The organism is Hydrogenophaga sp. (assembly GCF_050250835.1).
Lineage (GTDB): Bacteria > Pseudomonadota > Gammaproteobacteria > Burkholderiales > Burkholderiaceae_C > Hydrogenophaga.
Genome location: NZ_JBFWNX010000008.1, coordinates 171,970 through 191,973, shown reverse-complemented (window position 1 = coordinate 191,973; position 20,004 = coordinate 171,970). Strand labels below are relative to the sequence as shown.

Below are 20,004 nucleotides of genomic sequence, written 5' to 3'. Positions count from 1 at the left end.
GGGTGTCGTTGCCGGCTCCGCCGTAGAGCACGTCGGCGCCGCCGTTGCCGGTCAGGGTGTCGTTGCCTGCGCCGCCCAGGGCGGTTTCGCTGGCGGTGGTGCCGCTCCAGGTGTCGTTGACGACCAGGGCGGCATCGCCACCCAGGGCCACGTCGCCCAGGTTCACGGCGGCGGTGTCGGTCTTGCCGAAGATGACGTAGCTGCGGCCGGTGTCGGCATCTGCCCCAAACGCTCCAACAATCAGGTCGGCCAGGCCATCGCCGTTGACGTCGCCGGCAGCGGAGACGGAGTAGCCGCTGTTGTCGTCTGCTGACTGCCCGTTGATCACAAAGCCGCCCGTGCCAGCGGCAATGGCCGAGAGCTCCACCGGCGTGCCGCCCGTCTTGCCGAACACCACGTAGCTGCGACCGGTGCTCCCGTTCGCCGACGACGCTCCCACGATCAGGTCGGCCAGACCGTCGCCGTTCACATCGCCTGCGGAGGAGACGGACCAGCCACTCCAGTCCCCAGCGGACTGCCCATTGATCACGAAGCCGCCGGTCTGGTTGTCGGCAATGTCCGACAGCTCCACCGCCGTGGCGTCGGTCTGGCCGAACACCACGTAGCTGCGACCGGCGTATCCACCGGCCAACGGCGCCCCCACGATCACGTCGGCCAGGCCGTCGCCGTTGACGTCGCCTGCGGAGGAGACGGACCTGCCGCTTGCGCCCCCCTCTAACGGCCCGTTGATCACGAAGCCGGCCATGCCGCCTGCGGCAATGTCCGAGAGCTCAACCGCCACGCCGTCCGCCTTGCCAAACACCACGTAGCTGCGCCCGGCATTCCACCTGCCCTCTGGGTCGCTTCCGTAGGCCCCCACGATCAGGTCGGCCAGGCCGTCGCCGTTCACGTCGCCTGCGGCGGAGACGGACTCGCCGCTGAAGTCCAACTCTGACTGACCGCTGATCACAAAGCCGTCTGTGCCGCCAGCGGCAATGGCCGAGAGATCCACCGCCATGCCGCCCGTCTTGCCAAACACCACGTAGCTGCGCCCGGTATCCCCGTTTGCCTCCGACGCCCCCACGATCAAATCGGCCAGGCCGTCGCCGTTCACGTCGCCGGCGGAGGAGACGGACCGGCCGCTCCTGTCCCACGCTGACTGCCCATTGATCACGAAGCCGCCGGTCTGGTTGTCGGCAATGTCCGACAGCTCTACCGCCGCACCACCTGTCTTGCCAAACACCACGTAGCTGCGACCGGCAGATCCTTCTTCATACGGCGCCCCCACGATCAGATCGGCCAGGCCGTCGCCGTTCACGTCGCCGGCGGCGGAGACGAATTCGCCGCTGCTGTTATAAAACGCTGACTGCCCGTTGATCACGAAGCCGTCCGTGCCGCCTGCCGCCATGTCCGAGAGCTCAACCACCCTGCCGTCTGCCTTGCCGAACACCACGTAGCTGCGCCCGGCACCCCCTGCTGCCAACGGCGCCCCCACGATCAAATCGGCCAGGCCGTCGCCGTTCACGTCGCCTGCGGACGAGACGGAATAGCCGCTTTCGTCCCCAGCGGACTGCCCATTGATCACAAACCCCAGCGACGGTGGAATCACCCTCACCACCGTGGTGCCCGAGGCCTCGCTGACATTCCCCGCCAGGTCGGTGGCAATGGCGCGCACGTTGTAGTTGCCCACCGCCAAGTTGGTGTCGATGCTGTAGTTCCCGCCCGTGGCTACGCCCGTGCCCAGCAGCTCGCCCATGTTCATCACGCCGTTGTTGTTGACGTCGACAAACAGGCTCACCGTGACCCCCTCTTGGGCCGTGCCGCTGAAGCTCAGGCCGGTGGTGTAGGTCGTGATGTTGTCGGTGTCGCTCACCCCGCTGTCGTCTTCTGCGGCCAGGTCGGGTGCGCTCGGTGGGTTGGGAGGGAGGACCAGTGTGTCCAGCGTCTGGGTGATGTTCGTGTTCACCAGCAACTGCGCCGAGGTGGCCGAGTTGGTGGCGTTGAAGACGTTGTAGGTGTTGCCTTCTCCATCGCTGACGGTGCCCACAAAGTTCCAGGTGCCTGCGGCGTCCGGGCTGGTGAGTTGATCGTCCGCATCACCGTCGATCACCAGCTGGTGGCGCAGCACCTGGGTGCCCAGGGCGGTGCCGGTCACATTGCTCCAGCCGTTGGTGGTGTTGAACTGGTTCATGCCCGCCATGTCGAGCACGTCACCCACCGAGAGGTTCAGGGTGTTGTTGCCAGTGCCGCTGAGGTTGATCTTCTCGATGCTGGCGATGCGGCTGCCGGTCTCGGGGTCGCCGGCGGCCTGGTTCGCAATCTGGGTGAGGTCCAGGGTGACGCCTGCACCGGCCACGGCCAGGGTGTCGATGCCGCCGCCGCCGTCCACGCGGGCCAGGCGGCCATCGGTGAGGCCTTGGGAGAGGTGGGCGATGTTGTCGGCGTTGAGCACCAGGGTGTCGTTGCCGGCCCCGCCGTAGAGCACGTCGGCACCGCCGTTGCCGGTGAGGGTGTCGTCGCCTGCGCCGCCCAGGGCGGTTTCGCTGGCGGTGGTGCCGTTCCAGGTGTCTGCACCGCTGGTGCCGGCAAAGTCAAAGGGCAGGGCGGCATCACCACCCAGGGCCACGTCGCCCAGGTTCACGGCGTCGAAGCCGGTCTTGCCGAAGATGACGTAGCTGCGGCCGGCATATTCGCGATCCGTTGTGGGGGCACCATAGGGTGCGCCGACGATCAGGTCGGCCAGGCCGTCGCCGTTGACGTCGCCTGCGGCGGAGACGGAATAGCCACTGGTGTCCCCCGCTGACTGGCCGTTGATCACGAAGCCACCGCCCGCGCCGGCTTCGATGACCGAAAGCTCCACCGCCGTGCCGTCGGTCTTGCCTAACACCACGTAGCTGCGACCGGCAATTCCTTCTGCATACCGCGCCCCCACAATCAAATCGGCCAGACCGTCGCCGTTCACGTCGCCGGCGGAGGAGACGGACCAGCCGCTGTTGTCATAGTCTGACTGCCCGTTGATCACGAAGCCGTCCGTGCCGCCTGCGGCCATGTCCGATAGCTCCACCGCCGTGCCGCGCGTCTTGCCGAACACCACGTAGCTGCGCCCAGCATTGGTGCCACCCGTTGCTGGGTCGCTCCAGTGAGCCCCGACGATCAGGTCGGCCAGGCCGTCGCCGTTCACGTCGCCTGCGGCGGAGACGGAATAGCCGCTCCTGTCCCACGCTGACTGCCCGTTGATCACGAAGCCGTCGGTCTCGTGATCGGCAATGTCGAACAGCTCCACCGCCGGGCCACCCGTCTTGCCGAACACCACGTAGCTGCGACCGGCATTCCCGTCTGCCCCTGGTGCCCCCACGATCAGGTCGGCCAGGCCATCGCCATTGACGTCGCCGGCGGCGGAGACGGAATAGCCGCTCCTGCCCCACGCTGACTGACCGTTGATCACGAAGCCGCCCGTGCCGCCCGCAGCGATGTCAGAGAGCTCCACCGCCGCGCCCTCGGTCTTGCCGAACACCACGTAGCTGCGCCCGGTATTCCCTTCTGCATACGGAGCCCCCACGATCAGGTCGGCCAGGCCGTCGCCGTTCACGTCGCCGGCGGAGGAGACGGACCAGCCGCTTTGGCCCCCCGCTGACTGACCGTTGATCACAAAGCCGCCCGTTGCGCCAGCGGCAACGGCTGAGAGCTCCATCGGCGCGTAGCCCGTCTTGCCGAACACCACGTAGCTGCGCCCGGCCCATCCTTCTGCATTCGGCGCCCCTACGATCAAGTCAGCCAGGCCGTCGCCGTTCACGTCGCCGGCGGCGGAGACGGAATAGCCGCTTTCGTCATCCACTGACTGCCCGTTGATCATGAAGCCGTCCGTGCCGCCTGCGGCCATGTCCGAGAGCTCCACCACCGTGCCGTCGGCCTTGCCGAACACCACGTAGCTGCGCCCGGTATCCCCGTCTGCATACGGCGCCCCCACGATCAGGTCGGCCAGGCCGTCGCCGTTGACGTCGCCGGCGGAGGAGACGGAATAGCCGCTGTAGTCCCCCGCCGACTGCCCATTGATGACAAAGCCCGGTGCCGGTGGAAGCGGAATCACCCTCACCACCGTGGTGCCAGAGGCCGCGCTGACATTCCCCGCCAGATCGGTGGCAATGGCGCGCACCTTGTAGTTGCCCACCACCAGGCTGGTGTCGATGCTGTAGTTCCCGCCCGTGGCCACGCCCGTGCCCAGTACCAGCTCGCCGCTGTCGATCACACCGTTGCTGTTGGCGTCGACAAACAGGCTCACCGTGGCGCCCGCTTCGGCCGTGCCGCTGAAGTTCAGGCCGGTGGTGTAAACCGTGATGTTGTCGGTGTCGCTCACCCCGCTGTCGTCTTCTGCGGCCAGGTCGGGTGCGCTTGGTGGGGTGGGTGGGGTGGTGTCCACCGGAGGGGGATCGCCCGGTGTGCCGCCACCGGAACCACCGCCTGAACTACCGCCAGAACCCCCTCCACCCCCCATGGCGGCCGCCAGGCCCACGCCTGCCAGCCCCAGGCCCCAGCCGGAGCCTGAATCCCACAACACGAGGCAGGCGTCGTCGTCGTCCTCCTCGTCGCCGTTGGCATCTTTCTTGTCGTCGTCGTCCTTGCAGGTCTCATCATCGGACTTGGCCTCCGGCTGCGCGCTGTCTGCGGGCGCTTGCGCCATGTGGACTTCAGCCAGTGTGGCTGAAGCCACCTCTGCGCTGGCGGCGGGCACCTGCAAGTCGGCCGGGGCCTCTTCTGGCGTCTCCTGCCCGGCCCGTTGCGCTGTGTCGTCCGTGCTGTCGGTGCCGTCGGTTCTGTCTGCGTCGTCCGGGCTCGCCTGCGGCGGCGAGGCCTGCGCTTCAAGGTCTTTGACGATGTACTGCTGGCCCTTCGCGTCCACCACGATCAGTACCGCACCCTGCCGGAACGAGGTGACGCCGGGCAGGCTGAGCAGTTTCCTGGCCTCTTGAGCGGACAGCACGGCCGGTGTGTCGTGCCTGCCGGCTTCGGTGGTGTGCTGCTGCTGCGGGAGGCCGGCCTGGGTGGCGGGGCTGTTCATGGGGTTTCCTTCTTCCTGGGGATCTGAGAGGAGCGGTTTCGGGATGGCGCATTTCTTCGACACGCGCAGTGGCCCTGACCTTGCTCGTTCCGAGATTAGGAAAGCGGATCAACCCAGGGGAGAAAAGGCATCAAGCGCCAGAAAAATGGCGCAAATCACCCGGAGGAGGCACGAGGCGCGTGCGCCCGGTAGCCCATGCAGACGGCCGAGCCGCAGGCGCCCGCCGAGCCGCATGGCTTGCTCACATCACCACCGCCGTGTAGGTGATGTCCACATCCACCAGCAGTTGCGCCAGCGTGCTGGCCGTGCTGCTGTTGTAGACCGCATAGGTTTGCACGCCGTCACTCACGGTGCCACCGGTGTCGGTCCAGCCGCTGGAGGTGACGCTATCGCCCGCATCACCGTCAATCACCAGCTGGTGGCGTTGCACCTGGGCGCCCAGGGCGCTACCGGTCACATTGCTCCAGCCGTTGGTGGTGTTGAACAGGTTCATGCCCGCCATGTCGAGCACGTCACCCACCGAGAGGGTCAGGGTGTTGTTGCCGCTGCCGGTGATGAGGTTGATCTTCTCGATGCTGGCGATGCGGCTGCCGGTCTCGGGGTCGCCGGCGGCCTGGTTGGCGATCTGGGTGAGGTCGAGGGTGACGTTGTCGCCGTCGATGGCCAGGGTGTCGATGCCGCCGCCGCCGTCCACGCGGGCCAGGCGGCCATCGGTGAGGCCTTGGGAGACGAGGTGGGCGATGTTGTCGGCGTTGAGCACCAGGGTGTCGTTGCCGGCTCCGCCGTAGAGCACGTCGGCACCGCCGTTGCCGGTGAGGGTGTCGTTGCCTGCGTCGCCCAGGGCGGTTTCGCTCTCGGTGGTGCCGCTCCAGGTGTCTGCACCGCTGGTGCCGGCAAAGTCAATGGGCAGGGCGGCATCGCCGCCGGCGGCCACGTCGCCCAGGTTCACGGCGGCGGTGTCGGTCTTGCCGAAGATGACGTAGCTGCGGCCGGCATATTCGCGATCCGTTGCGGGGTCGCCATTGCGTGCGCCCACGATCAGGTCGGCCAGGCCGTCGCCGTTGACGTCGCCGGCGGAGGAGACGGAATTGCCGCTCAAATCCCACTCTGTCTGCCCGTTGATCACGAAGCCGCCGCCCGCGCCGGCTTCGATGGCCGAGAGTTCCACCGCCGTGCCGTCGGTCTTGCCGAACACCACGTAGCTGCGACCGGCATTGCTCCCTGCAGCGGGGTCGCTTTGATTCGCCCCGACAATCAGGTCGGCCAGGCCGTCGCCGTTGACGTCGCCGGCGGAGGAGACGGACCAGCCGCTGTAGTCATACACTGACTGCCCGTTGATCACGAAGCCGCCGGTCTGGTTGTCGGCAATGGCCGAGAGCTCCACCGCCGTGCCATCGGCCTTGCCAAACACCACGTAGCTGCGCCCGGTATATCCGCCTGCCTCCGGCTCCCCCACGATCAGGTCGGCCAGGCCGTCGCCGTTCACGTCGCCGGCGGAGGAGACGGACACGAAGTAGCCGCTGAAGTCCCCCACTGACTGCCCGTTGATCACGAAGCCGCCGCCCGTGCCGGCTTCGATGCCCGAGAGCTCTACTGCCGTGCCGTCCGCCTTGCCGAACACCACGTAGCTGCGACCGGCCCCACGTACCAACCCCAACGCCCCCACGATCAGGTCGGCGAGGCCGTCGCCGTTCACATCACCGGCGGAGGAGACGGAGTCGCCGCTGTAATCCCCCGCCGCCTGCCCGTTGATCACGAAACCTTCCGTGCCGCCAGCGGCAATGGTCGAGAGCTCCACCGCCGTACCGCCCATCTGGCCGAACACCACGTAGCTGCGGCCGGCATAGAGGCCTGCAGCGGGGTCGCTGTAAGGCGCCCCCACGATCAGGTCGGCCAAGCCGTCTCCGTTCACGTCGCCTGCGGAGGAGACGGACTCGCCGCTGAAGTCCCCCGCTGACTGACCATTGATCACGAAGCCGTGCGTGCCGCCAGCGGCAATGGCCGAGAGCTCCACCGGCGTGCCCTCGGTCTTGCCGAACACCACATAACTGCGCCCGACCCCTCCTTCCACAGACGAGGCCCCCACGATCAAATCGGCCAGGCCGTCGCCATTCACGTCGCCTGCGGACGAGACGGAATAGCCGCTTTCGTCCCACGCTGCCTGCCCGTTGATCACGAAGCCGCCCATGCCCGCTGCAATGCCCGAGAGCTCTACCGCCGTGCCATCGGCCTTGCCGAACACCACGTAGCTGCGCCCGGCATCTCCTTCAGCATACGGCGCCCCCACGATCAGGTCGGCCAGGCCGTCTCCGTTCACGTCGCCTGCGGACGAGACGGAATAGCCGCTTTCGTCCCCAGCGGACTGCCCATTGATCACAAACCCCAGCGCCGGTGGAATCACCTTCACCACCGTGGTGCCGGAAGCCGCGCTGACATTCCCCTCCAGGTCGATGGCGATGGCGCGCACCTTGTGGCTGCCCAGCGCCAGGCTGGTGTCGATGCTGTAGTTCCCGCCCGTGGCCACGCCCGTGCCCAGCAGCTCGCCCATGTTCATCACGCCGTTGTTGTTGACGTCGACAAACAGGCTCACCGTGACCCCCTCTTGGGCCGTGCCGCTGAAGCTCAGGCCGGTGGTGTAGGTCGTGATGTTGTCGGTGTCGCTCACCCCGCTGTCGTCTTCTGCGGCCAGGTCGGGTGCGCTCGGTGGGTTGGGAGGGAGGACCAGTGTGTCCAGCGTCTGGGTGATGTTCGTGTTCACCAGCAACTGCGCCGAGGTGGCCGAGTTGGTGGCGTTGAAGACGTTGTAGGTGTTGCCTTCTCCATCGCTGACGGTGCCCACAAAGTTCCAGGTGCCTGCGGCGTCCGGGCTGGTGAGTTGATCGTCCGCATCACCGTCGATCACCAGCTGGTGGCGCTGCACCTGGGTGCCCAGGGCGGTGCCGGTCACATTGCTCCAGCCGTTTTCGGTGTTGAACTGGTTCATGCCGGCCATGTCGAGCACGTCACCCACCGAGAGGTTCAGGGTGTTGTTGCCGCTGCCGCTGAGGTTGATCTTCTCGATGCTGGCGATGCGGCTGCCGGTCTGGGGGTCGCCTGCGGCCTGGTTGGCGATCTGGGTGAGGTCGAGGGTGACGCCTGCACCGGCCACGGTCAGGGTGTCGATGCCGCCGCCGCCGTCCACGCGGGCCAGGCGGCCATCGGTGAGGCCTTGGGAGAGGAGGTCGATGTTGTCGGCGTTGAGCACCAGGGTGTCGTTGCCGGCCCCGCCGTAGAGCACGTCGGCGCCGCCGTTGCCGGTGAGGGTGTCGTTGCCTGCGCCGCCCAGGGCGGTTTCGCTGGCGGTGGTGCCGCTCCAGAGGCCGTTGACGGCAAAGTCAATGGCCAGGGCGGCTTCGCCACCCAAGGCCACATCGCCCAGGTTCACGGCGGCGGTGTCGGTCTTGCCGAAAATGACGTAGCTGCGCCCGGCGGCCGACTGGCCCGCTGGGTCGCGCAATAATGCGCCGACGATCAGGTCGGCCAGGCCGTCGCCGTTCACGTCGCCGGCCGCGGAGACGGAATAGCCGCTGAAGTCCCCAGCGGACTGCCCGTTGATGACAAAGCCGCCCATCTCGTTCTCGGCAATGTCGGACAGTTCCACAGGCGTGCCTCCCGTCTTGCCGAAGATGACGTAACTGCGCCCGGCAGACCCACCTGACCCATGCGCCCCCACAATCAGGTCGGCCAGGCCGTCGCCGTTGACGTCGCCTGCGGACGAGACGGAAGTGCCACTGAAGTCCAATGCTGACTGCCCGTTGATCACGAAGCCGTCCGTGCCTCCAGCGGCAATGGTCGAGAGCTCTACCGCCGCGCCGCCTGTCTTGCCAAACACCACGTAGCTGCGGCCAGCCGCGTTGCCCGGTGCGCCCACGATCAGGTCGGCCAGGCCGTCGCCGTTGACGTCGCCTGCAGAGGAGACGGACTCACCGCTCCTGCCCCCTGCCGACGGCCCATTGATCACGAAGCCGCCCGCGCCGCCAGCGTCAATGTCCGACAACTCCACCGCCGTGCCGCCCGCCTGGCCGAACACCACGTAGCTGAGCCCGGCATTGATGCCTCCCGTTGCTGAGTCGCCAAAGCGCGCCCCCACGATCAGGTCGGCCAGGCCATCGCCGTTCACGTCGCCTGCGGCGGAGACGGAATAGCCGCTTCGGTCGAATTGCGCTTGCCCGTTGATCACAAAGCCGTCGCCCGTGCCGGCTTCGATGGTCGAGAGCTCCACCGCTGTGCCGCCCGTCTTGCCGAACACCACGTAGCTGCGCCCGGCAGCTAAATCCGCCCATTCTTCGCTGAGGTCACTCTCAGGCGCACCGACGATCAGGTCGGCCAGGCCGTCGCCGTTCACGTCGCCTGCGGCGGAGACGGAATAGCCGCTTTCGTCATCCACTGCCTGCCCGTTGATCAGGAAGCCGTCCGTGCCGCCAGCGGCAATGGCCGAGAGGTCCAGCGGCGTGCCTCCCGTCTTGCCGAACACCACGTAGCTGCGCCCAGCGTATTCTGCTGCGCCCCGCGCCCCCACGATCAGATCGGCCAGGCCGTCGCCATTGACGTCGCCGGCGGACGAGACGGAATAGCCGCTTTCGTCCCACGCTGACTGCCCGTTGATCACGAAGCCGCCCGTGCCGCCAGCGGCGATGGTCGATAGTTCTACCGCCGTGCCGTCGGCCTTGCCGAACACCACGTAGCTGCGCCCGGTCCATCCCTCGGCATGCGGCGCCCCCACGATCAGGTCGGCCAGGCCGTCGCCGTTCACGTCGCCGGCCGAGGCGACGGACCAGCCGCTGTTGTCATACGCAGCCTCGCCATGGATCACAAAGCCCATCGCCGGAATCACCGTCACTACCGTAATGCCCGAGGCCGCACTGATGTGGCCCTCCAGATCGGTGACGATGGCGCGTACCTTGTGGCTGCCCAGCGCCAGGTTGGTGTCGATGCTGTAGTTCCCGCCCGTGGCCACGCCCGTGCCCAGCAGCTCGCCGTCGTCGATCTCGCCGTCGTCGTCCAGGTCGACAAACAGGCTCACCGTGGCGCCCGCTTCGGCCGTGCCGCTGAAGCTCAGGCCGGTGGTGTAGACCGTGATGTTGTCGGTGTTGCTCGCCCCGCTGTCGTCTTCTGCGGCCAGGTCGGGTGCGCTCGGTGGGTTGGGTGGGGTGGTGTCGCCCGGGGTGCAGCTTCCCGAACCAACACCGGAACCCCCTCCATCCCCCATGGCGACCCCCAGCCCCAGGCCCCATGCGGCACCCGAGGCCCACGCCGTCAGGCCGGTGTCCTCGTCGTCGCCCTCTTTTTTGTTGGAGTCGTTCTCGTGGGTCTCATCATCGGACTTGGCCTCCGGCTGCGTGCTGCCTGCGGGCGCTTGCGCCATGTGGACTTCAGCCAGTGTGGCTGAAGCCACCTCTGCGCTGGCGGCGGCCACCTGCATGTCGGCCGGGGCCTCTTCGGGCGTCTCCTGCCCGGCCCGTTGCGCTGTGTCGTCCGTGCTGTCGGTGCCGTTGGTTCCGTCTGCGTCGTCCGGGCTCGCCTGCGGCGGCGAGGCCTGCGCTTCAAGGTCTTGCACGATGTATTGCTTGCCCTGGGCATCCACCACGATCAGTACCGCACCCTGCCGGAACGAGGTGACACCGGGCAGGCTGAGCAGTTTCCTGGCCTCTTGAGCGGACAGCACGGCCGGCGTGTCGTGCCTGCCGGCTTCGGTGGTGCGTTGCTGCTGCTGTTGCTGGAGGCCGGTCTGGGTGGAGGGGTGGCTCATGGAGTTTCCTTCTTCCTGGGGCTCTGGCTGGGCGGTATCGGGGTGGCGCGTTTCTTCGACACGCGCAGTGGCATTGACCTTGCTCGTTCCGAGATTAGGAAAGCGGATCAACCCAGGGGGGAAAAGGCATCAGGCGCCAGAAAAATGGCGCGAATCACCCGGAGGAGGCACGAGGCGCGTGCGCCTGGCCGCTCAGTACCGCCTTTTGTTCGACAGCTCTTCGAACAGCTCGCGGTAGATGCGGTACCGGTTTTCGCTGATGGCCAGCGGCGCATCGCCGTCCTGCACGTGTGCCACCACGGCGCAGCCGGGTTCGTGCAGGTGGGTGCAGTTGTAGAAGCGGCATTCACCCAGCGTGGCGTTCAGGTCGGGCATGAGGTGGGCCAACTGCATGGGCTCGATGTGATTCAGGCCGAATTCCTGAAAACCGGGCGAGTCGATCAGCGCCGTGTGCCGCGCCGCGTCCACCCAATACCAGGTGGTGCTGGTGGTGGTGTGCTTGCCCGAGTTCAGCGCACGTGAGATTTCACCGGTCTGCGCACGCGCTTCTGGCACCAGTCGGTTCACCAGCGTGCTCTTGCCCACGCCCGAAGGACCCAGCACCAGGGTTCGCTTGCCGCCGAGGCGATCCTGCAACGCGTTCAGGCCGTCTCGCGAGTCGTCGGCGGTCTTCAGCCGCAATGGCAATACCGTGCAACCCATGCGCCGGTACGGCGCCAGGCGTGCCCAGGCGCGATCGAAGGCAGGCTGCAGGTCGCTCTTGTTGAGCACGATGAGCACGTCGATGTGCTCGGCCTGCGCAGCGATCAGTGCCCGCGCCAGCTGGCTTTCCGAGAATTCCGGGTCGGCGGCTACCAGCACCAGCACCTGGTCGAGATTCGCCGCAAACGACTTGGTGCGCATTTCGTCCTGCCGGTAAAACAGGTTGCGACGCTCGTCCACGCGCTCAATGCTGCCTTCGTCACCGGTGATCTGCCAATGCACCCGGTCGCCCACCACCACCGCGCTCTTCTTGCCGCGAGGATGGCAGATGCGGCGTTCGCCGTCGGGGCTTTCGACGAGGCAGTGGCGACCGTGAGCGGCGACCACCAGACCGGGCATGAGATCGGCCATCAGGCCTTCTGGAGCGCGTCCACCGCGGCCGCGCAATGGAAATCGCTGACCGAGATGCCGCCCACGTCATGCGTGTTGAAGCGCACGGTGCAGCGGCTGTAGCTGAGCGCGAGGTCAGGATGGTGGTCTTCGCGGTGCGCAATCCATGCCAGCGCGTTCACGAAGGCCATGGTTTCATGGAAGTTGGAGAAAGTGAAGGTTTTCTCCAGCGAGCCGTCGATCAGCTTCCAGCCCTGGGCGGCATCGCCATTGACGTGGGTGAGCTGGGAAACGATTTCGGTGGCGGAGAGCGCGCGGCGGTTCTGGTGGATCGGGTTCATGGTGAGGTGCAGTGATCAGACGGTTTGCAAGCGAGAGAGGCGCTCGCTGGCCGGGGGGTGGGAGTAATAGAAGCGGGCGTACAGCGGATCGGGCGTGAGCGTGCTGGCGTTGTCCTTGTAGAGCTTGAGCAGCGCGCTGGCGAGGTCGGCGCCGCTGGTCTGCGCCATGGCATAGGCATCGGCCTCAAATTCGTGCTGCCGCGAGAGCTGTGCCATCAGCGGCGAAAGGAAGAAGGTGAACAAAGGCACCACCATGAGGAAGAGCAGCAGTGCCAGCGCGTCGTTGGGGGCTTCCATGGCTGGCGTCACGCCCAGGCCGCTGTAGAACCATGCCTGGCTGGAGACCCAGCCGAGCAGCCCAAAGCCGAGCAGGCTGAGGGCGAACATCAGCGCAATGCGTTGGAGGATGTGGCGGCGTTTGTAGTGGCCGAGTTCGTGAGCGAGCACGGCGTCGATCTCGCCCGGGCTCAGTTGCTGGAGCAGTGTGTCGAAAAACACCACGCGCTTGGCCGCGCCAAAACCGGTGAAGTAGGCGTTGGCATGTGCACTGCGCTTGCTGCCGTCCATGACGTACAGGCCCTTGGCGGCGAAGCCGCAGCGTTGCATGAGCGCATTGACCCGGGCCTTGAGCGTCTCGTCCGACAGCGGTTCGAACTTGTTGAACATCGGGGCGATCACCGTGGGGTAGAGCACCAGCGCGAGCAGGTTGAACGCCATCCAGACTCCCCATGCCCAGAGCCACCAGGTGGAGCCGGCCGCGCCCATCAACCACAGCACCAGGGCCGCGATGGGCAGTCCGATGAGCGCACCGATCAGGCTGCCCTTGGCGAGATCGGCGAACCAGAGCGAGAGCGTCATTTTGTTGAAGCCGAAGTGCTCCTCGATTCGGAAGGTGCTGTACCAGCCCAGTGGAAGGGTGACCACACCGCCAATGGCCACGAAGGCGGCGACCAGCGCGAGTTGTTGCACCAAGCCAGGCCCCAGTGTGGCCAACAGGGTCTGGTTGAGCCAGTCCAGGCCGCCCAGGAGCGTCCAGCCGAGCAGAAGAGCAGTGTCCAGTGCCGTCTCGAGCATGCCGAAGCGCGACTTGACGATGGTGTAGTCGGCGGCCTTCTGGTGGGCCGCCATGGAGATGGTGGTTCTGAACGCCTCGGGCACGGATTCGCGGTAGCGTGCCACGTAGCGGATCTGCCGGCTGGCCAGCACCGTGCGCAGGAGCAGGACCAGCAGGAGCAGGGCGCAGAAGAGGGCGGTGAAGGATAGCGAAGCGGTGTCCATGGGGCCGAGTCTATCGAATGCGACCGCTTTCACAGGTTCGGGAGGCCATGCGGTTCAGGGTCCTGCGGGCGGATCGGCGAAAATCCGCGCCATGACATCTGCCCCCCCCCCGGCCACCGTGCCCGACGCTGCCAACACACTCACCCTTCCCAAGAGCGACCAGAACCTGGTCTGGATTGATTGCGAAATGAGCGGGCTTGATCCCGAAAAGGAGCGCCTGCTGGAGATCGCGGTGATCATCACCGGCCCTCAGCTCACGCCCCGCATTGAAGGCCCGGTGGTGGTGATTCACCAGGCCGATGCCTTGCTGGGCGCCATGGACAACTGGAACAAGGGCACGCACGGACGCAGCGGACTGATCGACAAGGTCAAGGCCAGTACCGTGACCGAGGCCGAAGCAGAGGCGATCCTGCTGGCATTCATTGGCCAGTACGTACCCAGGAACGGCTCACCCATGTGCGGCAACACCATCAGCCAGGACCGCCGTTTCCTCGTGAAGTACATGCCCAAGCTGGAAGCCTATTTCCACTACCGCTGCCTGGATGTGAGCACGCTCAAGGAATTGGCCAAGCGCTGGCGGCCCGAAGTGTACGAGTCGTTCAAGAAGCACCAGAAACACACGGCACTGGCAGATGTGCATGAATCCATCGACGAACTCGAGCACTACCGCACGCACTTTCTGCGCTGATTCCTGCCGATTTCGACATCGCTGCTGCATGTCAGAATCGTGACATTCATCTGAGTTTCACATGACCAAAAAGTCCCGCCCACGCTTTGTCACCAAGAACCAGGAGGTGTTCCAGCTCGGCGCCGCCGTGTTGTTTCTGTTGCTGGTCGGGGTCTATGCCTCGCTCACCGGCGCCTCCACCGCGAGCCTGACGAGTTCTGCCATGTGGCTGCTGATCGTGGCTGCCGCCGTGGGCGCCTACATGGCCATGAACATTGGCGCCAACGATGTGGCCAACAACATGGGCCCTTCGGTGGGCTCGGGCGCCATGACCATGGGCTGGGCCATCGTGGTGGCTGCGGTGTTCGAGGCCCTGGGCGCGATCGTCGCCGGTGGTGACGTGGTGGGCACCATCAAGGGTGGGATCATCGACGCCAACGCCATCGCAGATCCAGCGCTTTTTGCCTGGGTCATGTTCGCGGCCCTGCTCGCTGGCGCGCTATGGCTCAACCTGGCCACAGCGCTGGGCGCGCCGGTGTCCACCACGCACTCCATCATCGGTGCCGTCATGGGCGCGGGCATTGCCGCCGGCGGCTGGGGCCTGGTGAACTGGGACACCATCGGCGCCATCGTGATCAGCTGGGTGATCTCGCCACTCATGGGCGGCGCCCTGGCGGCGGCGGCCCTTTACATCATCAAGCGCAGCGTGACCTACCGCAGCGACAAGACGGAAGCCGCCAGCCGTGTGGTGCCCATCCTGATCTCGCTGATGGTCTGGGCCTACACCACCTACATGTTGCTCAAGGGGTTGAGTCAACTCGTGAAGGTGGGCTTTCTGGTGGCGCTGGTCGCAGGTGCCGCCGTGTCGCTTGTGGTGTGGTGGCTGATTCGCAAGCCCATTGCCCGCATGGCGATGCGTCAGGACAACAGCAAGGACGGCGTGAACCGCCTGTTCACCTGGCCGCTCATCTGCTCGGCAGCGCTGCTGAGCTTCGCCCATGGCGCCAACGACGTGGCCAATGCCATCGGACCCCTGGCGGCGATCTACGAAGCCGTCAAAGCAGGCGCTGTCGCCACCAAGGCCGGTACGCCGCTGTGGATCATGGTGCTGGGTGCCCTGGGCCTGTCGGTCGGCCTGGCGCTCTACGGTGCGAGGCTCATTCGAACCGTGGGCAAGGAGATCACCGAACTCGACAACATGCGAGCCTACTCCATCGCCATGTCGGCCACGCTCACGGTGATCGTGGCGTCGCAGATGGGCATGCCGGTGTCCACCACCCACATCTCCATCGGTGCGGTGTTTGGTGTTGGCTTTCTGCGAGAGCTGCTCAAGGTGAACTACGCCAAGATGGAGGCAGTGGTTTTCGCCGGGCACCAGGGCACCGACCGCGCGGAGGTCGAGGCCTACCTGCACCGTTTCGAGGCTGCCGAGGTCAAGGAAAAGAAGCGCATGCTTGCCGACATGAAGCGCCGCACCAAGGCGCGCGAGGCGGCCGAGGAAGGCGCGGTGTTTGCCAAGAAAGAGCAGAAGGCACTGAAGAAGGCCTACAAAAAGGAGATCGTCAAGCGCTCGGCGGTCATGCGCATCGTGGCCGCCTGGATCGTCACGGTTCCGGCCACAGCGGTGCTGGCAGCCGTGTTGTTCTACATCGTGCGTGCAGTCCTCAACTGATGGAATCGCCTGATTAGGGTTTTTACTGAAACTGTGCCATAATCAGCGGCTTCGCAGGCAACTGCGATGATTTGTGCATCTGCCTCACACACCAGGCCCCCACGGAAATCTAGATGGGGCCTTCGCTCCCGGAGTCACGCTACCTGTGACCCATGGCGCGTTGATCGTTTGATGGTTGATGTTTTGTAACCACGAACGGATCCAGCGCCCCGGAGCTGCCACCCCTTGAGGTGTGCCGTCCCACCCAGCGTTTGCATTCGATCAATTGCGCATCTGGCGCATGGACGAACATGAGCGACTCTTTTGAAGCCCGCGGCGATTTCTCGCCCGAAATCCTTTCTGCCGACACCGAGGCAGACACTTCCACCCCAATGGCTGCCGAGCCCGCAGCACCCAACGGCTTCGAGTTGCTGGGCCTGGCGCCTGAGCTCGTGCGGGCCTGCATGGACCTGGGCTACACGCAGCCCACCGCCGTACAGAACAACGTCATCCCCAAGGCCATGCTGGCCAAGGGCGAACAGCGTTTCGCCGATCTCATGGTTTCCAGCCAGACCGGCAGCGGCAAGACCGCAGCCTTCCTGCTGCCCGTGTTGCACACCCTGCTGCAACAGCGCGCGGATGCCGAAGCCAAGGAGCGCGCTGATCGCGAGCGCGCCGTCGCCGAAGCTCTTGCGCGTGGCGAAGCCCCGCCCAAGGCGCCCAAGCGCAAAGACCCCACCAGCTCACGCAACTTCAAGGCCGCCACGCCCGGCGCGTTGATCCTGTGCCCCACGCGCGAACTTGCGCAGCAGGTGGCCAATGACGCCATCGACCTGGTGCGCCACTGCCGTGGCCTGCGCATCGCCAACGTGGTGGGCGGCATGCCCTACCAGTTGCAGATTGCCCGCCTCCAGAACGCCGACCTCGTGGTCGCCACGCCTGGTCGCCTGCTCGATCTGCAGCGCTCGCAGCAGCTCAAGCTCGATCAGGTGCAGTTCCTGGTGGTCGATGAAGCTGATCGCATGCTCGACCTCGGGTTCTCCGACGACCTGGCCGAAGTCAACGAACTCACCAGCCAGCGCCGCCAGACCATGATGTTCAGCGCGACCTTCGCACCGCGCATCCAGCAGCTGGCCATGCGTGTGATGCACGACAACGGCAAGCATGTTCAGAAAGTGCAGATTGATTCGCCGCAAGAGCAGCACGCCAACATCAAGCAGGTGTTGTTCTGGGCCGATCATGCCGACCACAAGCGCAAGTTGCTCGACCATTGGCTGCGCGATGCCGGCATCAACCAGGCCATCGTGTTTGCCAGCACGCAGATCGAGTGCGACGGTCTTGCCAACGACCTGCAGCAAGAGGGCTTTTCCGCTGTGGCGCTGCATGGCGCACTCAGCCAGGGCATCCGCAATCGCCGCCTGATGGCCTTGCGCGCTGGCCAGGTGCAGATTCTGGTCGCTACCGACGTGGCCGCTCGCGGCATCGACGTGCCCACCATCACGCACGTGTTCAACTTTGGTTTGCCGATGAAGGCCGAGGACTACACCCACCGCATTGGCCGCACCGGCCGCGCAGGCCGCGACGGCCTGGCCGTCACATTTGCCGAATTCCGCGATCGCCGCAAGATCGGCGACATCGAGGCCTACACGCGCCAGCGCATCAATGTGGAAACCGTGCCCGGCCTGGAGCCACGTCAGCGGGCGCCGCAGCCTGAATTTGGTGGCCGTGGTCGCCCGACGGGTCGTGAGAATGGCTATGCCAATCGCAGCGGCTTCAACGATCGCCGTGGACCGTCCGCACCGCGTGGTCCGCGTTTTGAAGGTCGCCCTGAGGGCCGGTCCGAAGGACGTTTCGAAGCTCCTCGTGTCGACCACAGCCGCCCCGAGACACGCTTCGACCCGCGCTTTGAAGGCCGGGCAGACCCGCGCGGCGAGACCCGGTTTGACAACCGTGGTGGTGAGGGTCGCTTTGACAGCCGCCCAGCAGGCCGAGGCTTTGCCGACCGCGCACCGGCCCGCACGGGTGGCAAGCCCGGTGGATTCTCCAGTTTCGGCCGCAGCGACAAGGGAGCCGAGCGCGCGCCCGCCCGGCCAGTGGCCCGACGCAGCCCGCGCTGAAGCCGCAAAGCTTCAACTGGAAAACCGGACCTGAGGGTCCGGTTTTTTTTGGCCTGACGGAATGGTGGGCCATCGGCGCTTCATTCCTCGCTGGCAGCATTCCGATCTCGACAGTTGCCCGCTCGGGCTTTGTGGGCCCACCCCTTCGCGGTTCCAGCCAGACTCGCCGCTGCCGTTTTTGGCCCGTCGAGGTGCCGCGAGCAACTGCCATGAAGGGCCCACCAGGCTCGAGTCACTAGAAGGCAGGTCGCGCTCCTCAGAGCACCCTGAGGGAGGGGATGGTGCGATCACCACAATCATGTATGGCGGCATGGCTGTGCCTGTGCGTCACAAGCGCGCTGGCACAAACGCCCAGCCAGATGGAAATCGGTTCAGAAGCTGCGCAGGCGCAGCAGCGCCGCGCGCTCGAACGGGAGTCCGAGCAACAACGCCGCTTGCAAGGTCCATCTGATGTCAGGTTGCCCGCCGCACGGCTGGCCGCCGGGGCCGCGCCACTGCCCCGTGACGAGGCCCCTTGCTTTGTCATCCACCGCGTCACGCTCTCTGGCCTGGGCGGCTCCATCGAGCCCGCTTTCGACTGGCTGCCTGCCGCGCTGGCTGGCATGGATGGACGCGACCCGCCAGAAGGACTGTGCCTTGGCGCTCGAGGCGTTGCCCATCTCATCGACCGAGCCCAGCAGGCGCTGGTTGAGCGAGGGTTTGTCACCACACGCGTGTTCGCCCCGCCTCAAGATCTGTCTGGTGGTGACCTCACGCTGCAAGTGCTGCCCGGGCGCATCCGCTCCATCCGCTTCGCAGAGCCCGTCAGCATTCGCGCCACAGCCCACAGTGCGATGCCCATGGGACCGGGCGACATCCTCAATTTGCGCGACATCGAGCAGGCGCTGGAGAACTTCAAGCGCGTGCCCACCGCAGACGCCAGCATCGAGATCGTTCCCGCCGAAAGGCTGCAGGATGGTCCGGGCCTCAGCGATCTCGTCATCACCTGGCGGCAGGACCAGCTCTTTCGTGTGAGCCTGGGTCTGGACGATGGCGGCAGTCGTGCCACGGGCCGGTATCTGACGGCGCTGACCCTGAGCTACGACCATGCCCTCACCCTGAACGACTTGTTCTACCTCACGCTGCAGCGCGATCTGGGCGGTGGGGATGCCGGACATCGCGGTACGCGTGGCGCCACCGCCCACTACTCGCTGCCGCTGGGTTACTGGCTGCTGGGCTTCAACGCCAGCCGTCAGCGCTACTTCCAGACCGTACCCGGGCCGTGGCAGGACACGGTCTACAGCGGCTGGAGCGCCAACCAGGACATCCGACTCTCGCGGCTGATCCACCGCGATGCGGACAGCAAAACCACCCTGAGCTTCAAAGCCTTCGCGCGCCAGTCCAACAACTACATCGAAGACCTGGAGGTGGTGGACCAGCGCCGGCGCGTCGGAGGCTGGGAGCTCGGCCTGGGGCATCGGGCTTTTGTGGGCGATGCCGTGCTGGACCTCAACCTCGCCTACAAACGCGGCACGGGTGCGTTTGGATCGCAGCCTGCGGTGGAAGAGGCCTTCGGCGAGGGCACATCGCGCTTCCAGCTCACCACGCTGGACGCCGGTGTGCAACTCCCATTCGATCTGGCGGGCCGGGCCTGGCGCTACAGCGGCAACCTGCGCGCCCAGCACCACCACACGCCCCTGACGCCGCAAGACCGCTTCTCCATCGGTGGGCGCTACACCGTGCGCGGCTTCGATGGGGAGCTCAGCCTCTCGGCCGAGAGCGGCTGGCTGGTTCGCAACGAGATATCCACCGCCCTGGGCGAAACCGGGGCGTCGATCTATGCCGGGCTTGACCACGGCGAGGTCAGCGGACCCAGCAGTGCCCTCCTCATGGGCCGGCGCCTGACCGGCGCCGTGCTGGGTTTGCGTGGTTCGCTCGGCCGCGCGCAATACGAATTCTTTGTGGGCACACCGGTGCGCAAGCCCCCGGGCTTTCGCACTTCCCACACCACAGCCGGCTTCCAGCTCTATTGGCAACTGTAAATCCTCAGAAATCA

General features: G+C 66.0%; 9 protein-coding genes. 4 read left to right on the top strand and 5 right to left on the bottom strand.

Features of this window, described 5'->3' with window-relative positions; translation table 11 throughout:
- The 5 genes from AB7F11_RS12375 to AB7F11_RS12355 all read right to left on the bottom strand — a co-directional run.
- Positions 1 to 5,035, bottom strand: a 5,035-nt coding sequence (locus AB7F11_RS12375) for an Ig-like domain-containing protein (RefSeq protein ID WP_428300747.1), incomplete at its 3' end; no start/stop codon positions are given.
- A gap of 241 nt (positions 5,036 to 5,276) precedes the next feature.
- Positions 5,277 to 10,823: a beta strand repeat-containing protein gene (locus tag AB7F11_RS12370; RefSeq protein WP_428300003.1), complete on the bottom strand. Its 5,547-nt coding sequence runs from the start codon at positions 10,821 to 10,823 to the stop codon at positions 5,277 to 5,279.
- Between the two features lie 192 nt (positions 10,824 to 11,015).
- Positions 11,016 to 11,936, bottom strand: coding sequence for a ribosome small subunit-dependent GTPase A (gene rsgA, locus AB7F11_RS12365; protein WP_428288748.1), 921 nt, complete (start codon positions 11,934 to 11,936; stop codon positions 11,016 to 11,018).
- Entirely contained in the window at positions 11,936 to 12,256 is a 321-nt protein-coding gene (locus tag AB7F11_RS12360; RefSeq protein ID WP_428288749.1) for a 4a-hydroxytetrahydrobiopterin dehydratase, read from the bottom strand. Before AB7F11_RS12360 ends, rsgA begins: the two co-directional genes overlap by 1 nt.
- A 15-nt stretch (positions 12,257 to 12,271) precedes the next feature.
- The gene (locus AB7F11_RS12355; RefSeq protein ID WP_428288750.1) at positions 12,272 to 13,534 is read right to left on the bottom strand and encodes a M48 family metallopeptidase; all 1,263 of its coding nucleotides are present in this window, start codon (positions 13,532 to 13,534) and stop codon (positions 12,272 to 12,274) included.
- 91 nt (positions 13,535 to 13,625) lie between these two features.
- Between AB7F11_RS12355 and orn the strand changes: the two genes are divergently transcribed.
- The 4 genes from orn (at position 13,626) to AB7F11_RS12335 (ending at position 19,990) form a co-directional block, all read left to right on the top strand.
- Positions 13,626 to 14,222 carry an oligoribonuclease gene (gene orn / locus AB7F11_RS12350; protein ID WP_428288751.1) on the top strand — a complete coding sequence of 199 codons (597 nt, stop codon included), beginning with the start codon at positions 13,626 to 13,628 and terminating at the stop codon, positions 14,220 to 14,222.
- Positions 14,223 to 14,283: 61 nt separating this feature from the next.
- Positions 14,284 to 15,873 (top strand): inorganic phosphate transporter, encoded by a 1,590-nt coding sequence (locus tag AB7F11_RS12345; protein WP_428288752.1) that lies wholly within the window; start codon positions 14,284 to 14,286, stop codon positions 15,871 to 15,873.
- A 290-nt stretch (positions 15,874 to 16,163) separates the two neighbouring features.
- The gene (locus tag AB7F11_RS12340) at positions 16,164 to 17,969 is read left to right on the top strand and encodes a DEAD/DEAH box helicase (protein WP_428288753.1); all 1,806 of its coding nucleotides are present in this window, start codon (positions 16,164 to 16,166) and stop codon (positions 17,967 to 17,969) included.
- 359 nt (positions 17,970 to 18,328) lie between these two features.
- On the top strand, positions 18,329 to 19,990 hold the full coding sequence (locus AB7F11_RS12335; protein WP_428300004.1) for a ShlB/FhaC/HecB family hemolysin secretion/activation protein: 1,662 nt from the start codon (positions 18,329 to 18,331) through the stop codon (positions 19,988 to 19,990).
- Positions 19,991 to 20,004: the final 14 nt, after the last annotated feature.